We start from the raw sequence: 12,479 nt of genomic DNA, 5'->3' as shown, positions 1-12,479 counted from the left end.
TCAGCAGACTCGAATCAGCGGCGCAGGCCGAGGCGCTTGATGAGCGAACGGTAACGCTCGATGTCGACCTTCGCGAGGTACTTGAGCATGCGGCGACGCTGGCCGACGAGGAGCAGCAGGCCACGACGCGAGTGGTGGTCATGCTTGTGATCCTTGAAGTGCTCGGTCAGGTCGGTGATCCGGCGGGTCAGCAGTGCAACCTGGACCTCGGGAGAACCGGTGTCGCCCTCATGAGTTGCATATTCCTTGATGATCTCTTGCTTCACAGCGGTATCGAGAGCCATGGAGTTCTCCTTCGTGTCGTTGCGCGGCGCAGGGACCTGAAGTCTCTGCCCTATGGGACCGCGGCCGGTGAAAACGGCAGAGATCAGCTTATCAGGTGTGCAGGACCTCGCGCACATCGGCGATGTCCTCATGCATCTGCACGATGAGGTCGTCCATCCCGGTGAACGCGACCTGCCCGCGGATGCGGGAGACGAATTCGAGAGTCATCTCACGGTCGTAGACGTCGAATTCGCCGAATTCCTTGTCGAGCACGTACGCCTCGACCCGTCGGACCTGTCCTTGGAAGGTCGGGTTCGTGCCTACAGAGATCGCGGCCGGGTACGCCTGATCCTCACCGGAGAACGTCGCCCAGCCGGCGTAGACGCCGTCGGCGGGGACGAGTCCGTCGGGATTCTCCGACAGGTTCGCCGTCGGGAATCCCAGGTCTCGTCCGCGAGCATCGCCATGGACGACGGTGCCGTGGAGTGCATGGTAGCGCCCGAGCTGGTCGGCCGCCTCGGCGACATCACCGGCAGTGAGCTGCTCCCGGATCCGGGAGGACGAATACCGACCCCCGCGCCCGACTTCGTCGATCGTTTCGACACGGAACCCGAATTTCTCGCCGAGGCGGCGCAGAGTCTCGATCGTACCCTCGTTGTCCTTGCCGAACCGGACATCATCGCCGACGACGACGATCTTCGCGCGCAGGGCTTCGACGAAGTACCGGCGCACGAATTCCTCGGCCGACTGGGCGGCGAAGTCGAGGTCGTAGGGCTGGACGAGGAGGCCGTCGATACCGGTGGCGGCGATGAGTTCGGCACGCTGCCGGGTCGAGTTGATCATCACGGTCGGCTCTTCGGGTCGGTGGACCGTGCGCGGGTGGGGATCGAAGGTCATTGCGATCGAGCGCAGGCCCTCTTGCCTGGCCAGAGCGGCGACGGTGGTCAGGACCGTTTCGTGTCCGCGGTGCACGCCGTCGAAGTTGCCGAGGGTGACGACGGTGCCGACAGCGTCGACCTCGACCTCACCGAGTCCGTGATACAGCTCCACCAGACATTCGCTCCTTCCGTGCACCGATTCAGATTATCGCAGAGATCTTCCGCCTCCTAACCCGGACCCCACCGAAACGGAAGGACAGGTTCAGGCGATGATCGCCCAGCCGATGACGCCGAGGAGGGAGGCCAGGGCGATGGAGACGAAGGTGCCGATGATGAATCGCTCCCCCGCGGCCGCCGAGGATTTGATCTCCGCGAAGCGTCCGAGCCCTTTGACCGCGATGACCACGGCCATGAGTTCGGGTCGGCCGAGCACGATCGCTCCGGCGATGAGTGCGCGTTCGACGATGCCGATCCACAGTCCGCCGCGCAAGACTTCGACGTCCTCCGTTCCTGTGCGTTCGGGTTTGGAGCCCGGGCCGGCATGGGTGAGGCGGAGGAGGAGCGGGACGAGTGGCCAGCCGATGAGGGCTGCGATGATGGCGGCGGCGATGGCGACGAGCACGTCAGTCCACATGTGCGTCTCCTTCCGACAGGGCTCGCTGGAGCCGGTCGAGGTGATGTCGGGCCAGGTGCTCGGCTCCGGCGATGATCTCGGCGGGGCCGGCCGCCAGCACCCGGGAGACCGCCTGTTGGGAGACGTCGAATTCTGCGGCGATCTCGGCCTGAGTGGCATCAGGGTGGTCGAGTCGGTATCCGACGTAACCGCGGGAGTGACCGCGCAGCTCTGTCAGCGTGCTGATGAGGAGCCGCAGAGCCGCCTCCGCCAGCCCACGATGGTCACTGTCCGCATCGGCGCTGACGACAAGGTGGGCGGGAGCGGATTTGGCCGCTTCGACCGCCTGGCGGGCGGAGTAGAATGCCTCCCCCCTGCCCTCGGTGGTCGTCTCGGGCAGCGGCCGTTCGACCTCGCCGATTCCGAGGCCGATATGCCAACCGGAGTCGATGCCGATACGGCGCACCGCCTCGGCGACGGCGTCGGGATCGTCGAGGACCCCTTGGACCTCGTCACCGATGGTGCGGGCGAAGGGAACGACCGTGTCGATCGGAGAGAGAGCATCGAGGATCCGGGGCACCGCGTCGGCGTTCGACCGCGAATCCTGCTGGTCGATGGTCAAGACGAACATAGGGCAAGTAGACCAGATAAGTGCAGCAGATACAAGAGTTTCGGTAGTATTTAATGGATACAACTTATTTCGTTGTTTCGAGCGTGGGGCTGGCCCCTTCAGGCGAGGTCGATGGCAAAGGCGGTCAGCGACTTCAGACCGCCGTTCCGACGCACTTCGGCCACGGAGACGAGGGCATCATCGCAGACGACGGCGACCTCTCGGTTCCCTGTGTCGTCGGCACCGGGGCCTGCATCCCACTCACCAACGGCGACGGTCTTGCCCTGCATGAGTGCGCGGGCCCGATCGGCATCGACGGTGACGACGGGCAGGAGCGTGCGGGCCGCCTCGGCGAGCGAGATGAGGGTGGGCGCGGCAACACCGAGGTCCTCGGGCAGGGTCACGGCCTGGTCGATGTGGAATTCGCCGACTCGCGTCCTCCGCAGCGCGGTGAGGTGGCCGAAGATGCCGAGGTCGGTGCCGATATCGCGTGCCAGGGCACGCACATAGGTGCCCGAGGAGCAGTCGACTTCGACATCGAAGTCGATATGCCCGTCCGCGGAGGAGAAGCGGATGTCGATGATCTGGAACTCCGAGACTTCGACGCGTCGGGCCTTGAGTTCGACGTCTTCGCCGGCGCGGACGCGAGCGTAGGAGCGCTTGCCGTCGACCTTGATCGCCGAGACGGCACTGGGGACCTGATCGATGGGGCCGCGCAGCTTGGCCACGGCGGCTTCGATGGTCGCAGCGTCGACACGAGCGAGATCGGACGGGTCGGCGAAGCGATCAGGCTCGGAATCGGCGTCGTCGGTCGGGGTCGACGAGCCCAGACGGATCGTCGCGAAGTACGTCTTCGAAACCCCGGTGATATAGGTGAGCAGCTTGGTGCCGCGGCCGAGACCGAGCACAAGGACACCCGTGGCCATGGGATCGAGGGTCCCGGCGTGGCCGACCTTCTTGGTGCCGAACCAGCGGCGGATGCGGGAGACCACGCCGTGGGAGCTCAGGCCCTGCGGCTTATCGCAGACGAGGATGCCCTGCGGGGAAGAATCGCTCACGAAGGCAGGGATCAGTTGAAGGACGCGTGCACGTGGTCGAAGTGGTTGGCGGTTGCGTCACCGCGGTCCTCCATGCCCTTCCAGCCCTGTCCGGGCATCCAGATGCGCTGCTTCCAGATGACGTACTTGACGTTGAGGCTGCCCTGGTTCTGGATGAGGTACTCGGCGATGCGGTCGCCGGTGGCGCCGCTGATCATGATGTCGACGGCTTCACCGGTGTTGTGATCGGAGCCGGTGCCGGGGCGGCGTCCGCCGAAGGTCTTGACCTCGGGGAACTTCGCGCAGACAGCACGGTAGCCGTTGACGGCGTTCGGCAGCAGACCGGATTCGATCGACGAGGACACGCTGCACGGCGGCGCGGAGGTATCCGAAGAAGTGCCTTCGCCGGAGGACTTCTCATCGGAGGACTTCTCATCGGAAGACTTCTCATCGGAAGACTTCTCACCGGAGGACGAATCGTCGCTCTTCTCCTCAGCTGCCGCGGATTCTGCGGTCGGCTTGGGCTTCGGCGGAGCCTTGACCTCGAGATCGGTCTTCGAAGTCTTGTTCTTGTACTTCGGGTCGTCCTTGACCTTCTCCAGGTACTCTTCGCCGGCCTTCTTGCGTTCGGCGTCGAGCTCTTTCTGGCTCGGGGTCGAGGCGGTGGTCGACTCCTCGGGTGTCGTCGATGCGGCTTCGGTGGTGACGTTGCCGGACTCGGGCGGTCCCATGACGACGGTCGAACCGACGACTGCGGCGGTCGCGGCTGCTGGAACGGCGATCGCGGCGACGACGGGACGCTGCTTGACGGTCGCCAGCACGGAAGTCGCCGAGGACGGCGCATTCGCTGCGCGTCGGCCCGCGGGACGCTTGCCGGGAGTCAGGTCCCGGATCAGCTGCTTCGCGAACGACGGCTTCGGTGAGGAGTGCTTACCCAATGCAGAAATCCCTTAACAGAGTCGTAATCATTTCGTTACCGCAAAAAGTCTACGACATCTCGGAAAGATAACAAAACTGTTACGAGAACTTTTTTTCGCGGCGTGACGAAGCTCAAATCGGGCCCGGAACGGCCATTCCGCCGCTCCCCACCCGATGACCAGGCGCGATGCACTCTGTCCGCTGGGAAGCGACGATCACTCCTCGTCGGCGTCGTCGGCCTTCTTGTACGGGTCGGATTCACCTGCATGCTGCGCGTCCTTGGCCAACCCCGCCACTCGAGCATCGTCGGCGGCAGCCTGAGCGAGCAGTCCGTCGAGACGGGCGGCCGCCTCGGGGACGGCGTCGGCGATGAATTCGAGGCTCGGGGTCAGACGGATCGTCAGCCCCTTCCCTACCTCGGAGCGGATGAAGCCCTTGGCCGATTCGAGGGCATGACCGGTGCCGACGAGATCCTGGTCGTCGCCGTAGACGGTATAGAAGATGGTGGCGTGCTGCAGATCGCCGGTCACGCGCACATCGGTGACGGTGACGAAGCCGAGGCGGGGATCCTTGAGCTTGCGCTCGATGGTGCTGGCGACGATGACCTTGATCTGGTCGGCGATCTTGCGGGCCCGTGTCGAGTCTGCCATGGTGCGTGTCCTTCTGTTCGGGGCCGGAACAACTCTTCCGGTCCTATGTTAGCTGTGCAATCGAACCGGCTCCGGCCGGTCCCCCCACACGGGGGCCGACCGGAGCCGTCGACTCACGGTGTGAGTCCCATCCTCCTCGGCTGCGCTGCTGCGCTGTCGGATCAGCGGGTGCAACTCACTGTGCGACCGATCAGTCGCGCGGCTTTTCCTGCATCTCGAAGGTCTCGATGATGTCGCCGACGCGCAGGTCGTTGAACTTGCCGAGTCCGATACCGCACTCGTAGCCCTCGCGGACCTCGGTCGCATCGTCCTTGAACCGACGCAGCGATTCGATGTGGACATTGTCGCCGATGACGATTCCGTCGCGGGTGACGCGAGCGGTCGAGTTCCGCTTGATGATGCCGTCGCGGACGATCGAACCGGCGATGTTGCCGAACTTCGAGGAGCGGAAGACCTCGCGGATCTCCGCGGTACCGGTCTGGACCTCTTCGTACTCGGGCTTGAGCATGCCCTTGAGCGAGGACTCGATGTCGTCGATCGCCTGGTAGATGACCGAGTAGTAGCGGACGTCGACGCCTTCGCGGTCTGCCAGGTCGCGAGCCTTCGCTTCCGGACGGACGTTGAAGCCGAGGACGATCGCGTTGTCGACCGTGGCCAGGTTGATGTCGTTCTCCGTGATCGCACCGACGCCGCGGTGGATGATCCGCAGGTCGACGTCGTCGCCCACATCGATCTTGAGCAGCGAATCCTCGAGCGCTTCGACAGCACCGGAGACGTCACCCTTGAGGATGAGGTTGAGCATGTCGACCTTGCCCTCAGCCAGAGCCTTCGTGAAGTCCTCGAGGCTGATGCGCTTGCGACCGCGGGCCTGAGCGGCGTTGCGCTCGATGGCGTCACGCTTCTCAGCGATCTGACGGGCCGTGCGATCGTCATCGGTGGAGATGAACGAGTCACCGGCACGCGGGACGGACGACAGACCGAGCACCTGCACGGGGCGGGAGGGTCCGGCCTCCTCGACGACGTTTCCGTTCTCGTCGAACATCGCACGCACACGTCCGTAGGCGGTGCCGCAGACGATGGCGTCGCCCTGACGCAGGGTGCCGGACTCGACGAGCACGGTGGCAACCGCACCGCGGCCCTTGTCGAGCTTGGCTTCGATCGCGATGCCGCGAGCGGACTTGTTTGGGTTCGCCCGCAGGTCCAGGGCCGCATCGGTGGTCAGCAGAACGGACTCGAGCAGCTGGTCGATGCCCTCGCGCTTGAGCGCGGAGATCGGCACGAACATGGTCTCGCCGCCGTATTCTTCGGCCACGAGGTTGTATTCGGTCAGCTGCTGCATGACCTTGGCGGGGTTGGCGCCTTCCTTGTCGATCTTGTTCACGGCCACGACGATCGGCACATCGGCCGCCTGAGCGTGGTTGAGAGCTTCGATCGTCTGCGGCATGACGCCGTCGTCGGCGGCGACCACGAGGATCGCGAGGTCCGTCGACTTCGCACCACGGGCACGCATGGCGGTGAACGCCTCGTGACCCGGGGTGTCGAGGAAGGTGATCTTGCGGTCTTCTCCCTCGTGCTCGACCTCGGCCTGGTAGGCACCGATGTGCTGGGTGATTCCGCCGGCTTCGCGGGAAGCGACATTGGCCGAGCGGATCGCGTCGAGCAGCTTGGTCTTACCGTGGTCGACGTGACCCATGACGGTGACGACCGGCGGACGTGCCTGCAGGTCCTCGTCGTCCTCTTCTGCGGCTTCGGCATCGAGGTCGATGTCGAAGGTCTCCAGCAGCTCACGGTCTTCGTCTTCGGGCGAGACGATCTCGATCTTGTAACCGAGCTCTTCGCCGAGGACCTCGAAGGTCGCCTCGTCGAGGGACTGGGTGATCGTGGCCATCTCACCGAGGTGGAAGAGCACGGTCACGAGGTTCGTCGGATCGGTGTTGATCTTCTCGGCGAAGTCGGCCAGCGAGGAGCCGCGACGCAGGCGCAGCGGCGTGTTGCCGTCTCCGCGCGGAACGGTGACGCCACCGACCGAGGGAGCCTGCATCTGCTCGAGCTCTGCGCGCTTCGCCCGCTTCGACTTGCGTCCCTTCTGACGGGGACCGCCGCCGCGACCGAATGCACCCTGCGTGCTGCCGCGACCGCGACCTGAACCGCGGCCGCCGGGACCGCCGCCGGGTCCACGACGAGGACCGCCGGGAGCGCCGCCCGGGGCACCGGGTGCGCCGCCGCCTGGGGCGTTTCCGCGTCCGCCGCCGCGACCGCGGCCGGGGGCGGGCTTGTTCAGTGCCGAGTTCTTCAGCATCGACGGGTTCGGGCGTGGTGCGCCCGGGCGAGGTGCCGGACGGGGACCGCCCGAGGATTCCTCACCGGATCCGCGTTGCTTCTGGCCGGGCTTCGGCATTCCCTGCGAAGGCGCGAACGGGTTGTTGCCGGGGCGTCCGCCCTGGCCACCCTGACCGCCTTGACCGCCGGAACGACCGCCGGGCTTGGGACCGCGACCGGGCTTCGGCATTCCCTGCGAGGACGCGAAGGGGTTGTTTCCGGGACGCGCGGCACCGCGACCGCCGGGCTTTCCGGCAGCACCTGGCTTGGGAGCTCCGGGTTTCGGGGCTCCGGGCTTGGGCGCGGCCGCCGGCTTCGGGGCTCCGGGCTTCGGCGCCGAGGAGGCAGCCGGCTTGGCTGCGGGCGCCTCGGACGATTCGGTTGCCTTCGGAGCAGCCGGGGTCGCCGGCTTGGCGGCAGACTTCGGTGCGGACTGCGCAGCGGGGGCGGCATCCTCGGCGGGGGCCGATTTCGCCGCGCCGGCGGGCTTCGCAGCACCCGGCTTGGCAGCCGACTTCGCAGCGGGCTTGGGTGCGGGCTTCGCACCGGGTTTCGGGGCTCCGGGTTTCGCGGCCGGCTTGGCGGCCTTCTTCGCGCCGGTGGACTTCTCACCATCGGCGGAAGAGGAATCGGCGAATGCCTCCTTCACGCGGCGCACGACGGGCGCTTCGAGCGTCGAAGAGGCGGAGCGAACGAATTCGCCCATGTCCTGGAGCTTTTCGAGGACGTTCTTACTTGTTGTGCCGAGCTCTTTCGCGAGCTCATGGACACGGGGCTTTGCCACAGTTCTCCTGTCCGGGTTCTTTCCCGGTCAGGAAAGAACCTCATCAATGAAGAGCAGTACTCATTTCACTGCTCTCTCGAATTCCGTTTGGGTGTCATCGTGCGACACTCACAACTTGTCATCCATTCGGCTACCCGTTCTCTTTGGGTTCGGTGTCCGGCCTCGGGAGGTCCGAGGCGGTGATCTTCGTTCGAAAGGATCGAGCGAAGGCGGCAGTGGTCAGGGCCTTGTCCAGGCACTTCACATCAGGATGCACCCACGCACCACGTCCCGGCAGTGTCGCTGACACATCGCGGACGACGGCGGGGTGCTGATCGGGGCGGAACACGAAGCGTGTCAGCTCGTCCCGACCGGCCTTCTGCCTACAGGCGATGCACGTCCTTACGGGTCCATCACCAACATTCACAATGAATGATTCTACAGCACCGGCACCCCCGCTCGCGCCAAGGGGGCCAGTGGTGCGAATCACTGCACGAGGCTATTCGCCTGCGACGATGTCGATCTTCCAGCCGGTGAGCTTGGCTGCCAGGCGGGCGTTCTGCCCTTCCTTGCCGATGGCCAGGGACAGCTGGTCAGTGGGGACGACGGCGCGGGATTCCTGAGCGGCGGCGTCGAGGATCTCGACGCTCTTGGCCTTGGCCGGGGACAGCGCGTGGGCGATGAATTTCGCCGGGTCGTCGGAGTAGTCGACGATGTCGATCTTCTCCTGGCCGAGTTCGTTCATCACCGCACGCACACGGGAGCCGAGTTCGCCGATACACGATCCCTTCGCATTGACTCCCGGCTTCGTGGCGCGCACGGCGAGCTTCGTGCGGTGGCCGGCTTCGCGGGCCAGCGACACGATCTCGACGGTGCCGTCGGCGATCTCCGGAGCTTCATGGGCGAAGAGTCGGCGCACGAGGTTCGGGTGGGTGCGGGAGACGGTGACCGAGGTGCCCTTCGTGCCCTTGTGCACGTCGGCGATGTAGACGCGCAGTCGGGTGCCGTGGGCGTAGCTCTCGCCGGGGACCTGTTCGTGCGGGGGCAGCACGGCTTCGACGTCTCCGATGTCGACCTGGACCATCTGCGGGTCGCGGCCCTGCTGGATGATGCCCGAGACGATCTCGCCCTCACGGCCTTTGAACGTGCCGAGCAGCGTCTCGTCTTCGACATCGCGCAGCCGCTGGTGGATGACCTGTCGGGCGGTCTGAGCGGCGATGCGGCCGAAGCCGGTGGGAGTGTCGTCGAATTCGCCGATCGGGTTGTCGTCGTTGTCGAATTCCACGGCGAGGATGCGCACCTCGCCGGTGGACTTGTCGAGTTCGGCGCGGGCGTCGGGCCAGGCCCCTTCGGTCTTCTGGTAGGCGAGGAAGAGCGCCTGTTCGATGAGTTCGATGAGGGTTTCCAGCGGAATCTCACGCTCTCGTTCGATGACGCGCAGAACATTGAGGTCGATGTCCATGTCTAAGTCCTCTCTCGCTCAACCGAGCATTGAATTGTCTGTGTTCACTTATGCAGGCGTAACAGTCTATCCCAGTCCGCGCCCGCACTCTGTCTGCGAAGGGGCCGCCTCACCGCCGGCGGAACGTGAGGTTCGCCTCAGCGGAACTTCAATTCCACCTGGGCCTTGCGGATCTCGCCGAGGTCGATCGTCTTCGTCTCCTTGCGCTGGGGGTCCGTGCCCGTGATCGAACTCTCCCCCACCTCGGCGAGGTCGAGCTTGAAGGTGTCCTTCTTCGTCGTGATCTCCAGCCGACGGCCGATGACGCGTCGGAAGTGGCGTGGGGTCTCGAGTTTTCGGGTGGCACCGGGGCTGGTGACCTCGAGCTGGTACGGCTTGTCCCGGAAGATTTCGACCTCGTCGAGGGCGTCGCCGACGATCTTCGTCGATTCGGCGATCTTCTCCATCGACATCGGATCGGTGCTCGATTCGTCGAGGTCGACGACGACGGTGAGCGTGCGCCGCGGACCGGCCGCCACCGCTTTGACGGTCTCGAGGTGGAATCCCGCATCCTGCAGGGGCGGGGCGAGCAGGCCCTTGATCCGCTCGACGTCTTCGTCCATTTCTCCTCCATATCCTTGTGAGTCCCCTTCGCCGAGGCGGGGCGAGGGGGCCGGCGCACCGTGCACCTGTGCGACCGCCGTGTTCTCACCCACCCTAAGCGACAGCCGCCGTCGAGGTTAAGCCTTCGTCGCGGTTCAGCTGGGTGTCGAGTCTCATTCTGCGGTCGGGCGGGCGACGGTCGGTGCCCCTCGGCGCTGGCGGGTGTCCCTCGGCGATGGCGGGGCATCCGATAGGATTGCCGTATGCATTTTCCCGTCAGTCGCCGCGGCCTGTTAACTGCCGGTGTCGGCGGGTTGAGTCTGGGCCTGCTCACCGCCTGCGGCCTGCGACTCGATCAGGATCCCGAGATCCCCACACTTGATGCGACCCAGCAGCTGCGCAATCGTCTGGCCCGCATCTTAGACTCCGCCTCTCCCGGCGCCGGTGATCCCGAAACCGCTGGTGAGAATCTTGCTGACTTCGTTGCGGCGATCGGCCCCGAATGGAATCCACCGACCGAATTCGCCACCGAGGCGCCTCCGACCGAGGAGGACCGCACGTTCGTCCAGGCCGCCGAGGTGGCTTCCCGTGCCGTGTTCGAGGCCGCGGCGTCCCTGGGTTCGGGCCTCATCCCCGTCCTGGCCGATGTGGCCACCGGCTTGGCTCTGGTGGCTGGGACGAAGAAGCCGGAGATCATCACCACCGCCGACGAACTCATCCGCGCCGGCCGCGAGGAACTCGACCAGAGCAGGGACGGCGGCGATGACGCGACGGCGTCACCCAGTGCCACCGGTGGGGCCGACGCGGATGCCGGCACGAACGACTCCGGAAGTCAGGTTCCGAAGGGCCGGGCGGAGATGTTCAACGCGATCCTCAACCAGTCGCGGGCGGCCGCCTACGGCTATGAACGGCTGGCCGTGAACTTCGATTCGAAGTCGCGCGAACGCAAGGCCGCCCTGGCCAGGCTCGAATCCTTGGGTGCTTTGTCCGGGGAGATGTTGGAACGCCTCGGTGAGGACGCAGCCGATCCGGCCGCCTCGGCGTGGAAGCTCGATCCCACCCCGACTGATGCGGACTCCGCGAAGGAGTTGGCGTTGTCGTTGGAAGACGGCGTCGCTTCCGCGCTTCTGCCCTGGTTGGAGGCGGACGCCTCGGCGATTCTCCGGCTCTGGGAATCGGCCCGGAACCGGATGGTCTTCGCCGCTCCGCAGCCGCTGCGTTTCACCTATGACGAACCCGGGCAGGCGGAGGTGCAGTAGTGAAGGTCCCAACGGTTCTCTACCGGGCGACGCGCGAGATCATCGGCGAGTATCGCACCGATTCGTGGGTTGCCGCGCTCGACTATATGGCCAATGAGCTCCTCGACCGGTGGAAGCTGCGCTTCGACGATGTGCCGGGGGCACCGTGGGCCGGGTGCGAGTCCTTGGTGATTCCGGTGCTCACTCAGGAGAACTATCAGGGGGTGCTGCGGTTCGCGGCTCCCACCTCGGCACATACGGCCGCGCATGCGCAGGTGCTGCGGGCACTGAAGATGTGGAACGGGCACGGGGCGGTGCGGGTCATCCGGGATGATCGCAGCTTCCGGGTCACTCTGCAGGAGCGACTGCGTACGAAGGACAATCTGTCCGTGCTGCCCCTGGCCGATGTGCCTCCGGTGTGGGGTGCGCTGCAGCGGTCCTTGGAGATTCCGGCGACCTCCGAGTTCCTGCGGGTCCAGGATGTCGTGGCCGGGTGGCTGAACTCGTTCGATGCCGATGCCGCGCTGTTGACCGGATGGTCGGAGGCGGGCCCGCACGATTCCCTGCTGTTGTCGTTCGCCCGCAATTGGATGCAGACTCTGGCGTCGTCAGAGGAGAACTGGCTCATCCACGCCGACCTGCACTACTACAACATCCTCGCCGGCAATCCCGACCCGACGGGGATCTCGACGTGGAAGGCCATCGACCCGCAGCCCTTGGCCGGTCCGACCGCGTACACCTTGGCCCCGATCCTATGGAACCGGTTGGCCGAGATCCCCTCGGATCATCCGCAGGCGCAGGCCGCGTGGCTGCGTGGTTTCGCCACGGACCTGGCGCTGTGCGCCGGGGTCGATCCGCAGTACGGGATGGGGGCGACCGTGGCCAGGGAGATCACGAACATGTTCTGGTATCTGCGCGCGGCCTCCGGCGGGTCGAATTCGAGCCTGGCCGATGCTGCCCGCTCCCTGTGGGTGGCCCGCGCGCTGTCCGGCGCCGATGTCGCCGGAGTCAACGCCCACGCCCTCAAACCCATCGGCTAACCCCTATTGCTACCTGACGGCGGCCCCGCAACCACGCGCCCGGGGGGGGGGGGGCCGGGCGGGAGGGCGGTTGGGGGGGAGGGGGGGGTGGAGTGCGAAGGGGCG

The 12,479-nt window shown here is 65.8% G+C and carries 13 protein-coding genes; 2 read left to right on the top strand and 11 right to left on the bottom strand.

Features of this window, described 5'->3' with window-relative positions; genetic code table 11:
* Positions 1 to 14 precede the first annotated feature (14 nt).
* The 11 genes from rpsO to HK353_RS15145 all read right to left on the bottom strand — a co-directional run bounded on the left by rpsO (position 15) and on the right by HK353_RS15145 (position 10,116).
* On the bottom strand, positions 15 to 284 hold the full coding sequence (gene rpsO, locus HK353_RS15195) for a 30S ribosomal protein S15 (protein WP_039210907.1): 270 nt from the start codon (positions 282 to 284) through the stop codon (positions 15 to 17).
* A 91-nt stretch (positions 285 to 375) separates the two neighbouring features.
* On the bottom strand, positions 376 to 1,314 hold the full coding sequence (locus HK353_RS15190) for a bifunctional riboflavin kinase/FAD synthetase (RefSeq protein ID WP_173157502.1): 939 nt from the start codon (positions 1,312 to 1,314) through the stop codon (positions 376 to 378).
* 90 nt (positions 1,315 to 1,404) lie between these two features.
* Positions 1,405 to 1,776, bottom strand: a complete 372-nt coding sequence (locus HK353_RS15185; RefSeq protein ID WP_173157500.1) for a hypothetical protein — start codon at positions 1,774 to 1,776, stop codon at positions 1,405 to 1,407.
* Complete coding sequence (locus HK353_RS15180) at positions 1,766 to 2,386, bottom strand: hypothetical protein (protein ID WP_173157498.1); 621 nt, start codon at positions 2,384 to 2,386, stop codon at positions 1,766 to 1,768. Before HK353_RS15180 ends, HK353_RS15185 begins: the two co-directional genes overlap by 11 nt.
* A 98-nt stretch (positions 2,387 to 2,484) precedes the next feature.
* Positions 2,485 to 3,423, bottom strand: a complete 939-nt coding sequence (gene truB, locus HK353_RS15175) for a tRNA pseudouridine(55) synthase TruB (RefSeq protein WP_173157496.1) — start codon at positions 3,421 to 3,423, stop codon at positions 2,485 to 2,487.
* Positions 3,424 to 3,434: 11 nt separating this feature from the next.
* The gene (locus HK353_RS15170; RefSeq protein ID WP_173157494.1) at positions 3,435 to 4,340 is read right to left on the bottom strand and encodes a VldE C-terminal domain-containing protein; all 906 of its coding nucleotides are present in this window, start codon (positions 4,338 to 4,340) and stop codon (positions 3,435 to 3,437) included.
* Positions 4,341 to 4,535: 195 nt separating this feature from the next.
* Positions 4,536 to 4,970 carry a 30S ribosome-binding factor RbfA gene (gene rbfA, locus HK353_RS15165; protein ID WP_101547292.1) on the bottom strand — a complete coding sequence of 145 codons (435 nt, stop codon included), beginning with the start codon at positions 4,968 to 4,970 and terminating at the stop codon, positions 4,536 to 4,538.
* A gap of 190 nt (positions 4,971 to 5,160) precedes the next feature.
* Positions 5,161 to 8,073 (bottom strand): translation initiation factor IF-2, encoded by a 2,913-nt coding sequence (gene infB, locus HK353_RS17350; RefSeq protein ID WP_173157492.1) that lies wholly within the window; start codon positions 8,071 to 8,073, stop codon positions 5,161 to 5,163.
* Between the two features lie 130 nt (positions 8,074 to 8,203).
* On the bottom strand, positions 8,204 to 8,479 hold the full coding sequence (locus tag HK353_RS15155) for a DUF448 domain-containing protein (RefSeq protein WP_173157490.1): 276 nt from the start codon (positions 8,477 to 8,479) through the stop codon (positions 8,204 to 8,206).
* Between the two features lie 72 nt (positions 8,480 to 8,551).
* Positions 8,552 to 9,514, bottom strand: coding sequence for a transcription termination factor NusA (gene nusA, locus HK353_RS15150; RefSeq protein ID WP_173157488.1), 963 nt, complete (start codon positions 9,512 to 9,514; stop codon positions 8,552 to 8,554).
* 137 nt (positions 9,515 to 9,651) lie between these two features.
* Complete coding sequence (locus HK353_RS15145; RefSeq protein ID WP_173157486.1) at positions 9,652 to 10,116, bottom strand: ribosome maturation factor RimP; 465 nt, start codon at positions 10,114 to 10,116, stop codon at positions 9,652 to 9,654.
* 243 nt (positions 10,117 to 10,359) lie between these two features.
* Here HK353_RS15145 and HK353_RS15140 point away from each other — a divergent pair, with 243 nt between their 5' ends.
* Both HK353_RS15140 and HK353_RS15135 read left to right on the top strand, forming a co-directional pair.
* A complete protein-coding gene (locus HK353_RS15140; protein ID WP_173157484.1) occupies positions 10,360 to 11,355 on the top strand; it encodes a hypothetical protein in 996 nt (331 codons plus the stop codon).
* Positions 11,355 to 12,374: an aminoglycoside phosphotransferase family protein gene (locus HK353_RS15135; RefSeq protein ID WP_173157482.1), complete on the top strand. Its 1,020-nt coding sequence runs from the start codon at positions 11,355 to 11,357 to the stop codon at positions 12,372 to 12,374. Before HK353_RS15140 ends, HK353_RS15135 begins: the two co-directional genes overlap by 1 nt.
* Positions 12,375 to 12,479 lie beyond the last annotated feature (105 nt).

It is taken from the genome of Brevibacterium permense (assembly GCF_013280495.1).
Classification (GTDB): domain Bacteria; phylum Actinomycetota; class Actinomycetes; order Actinomycetales; family Brevibacteriaceae; genus Brevibacterium; species Brevibacterium permense.
This window is presented reverse-complemented; position numbering and strand designations above follow the sequence as displayed.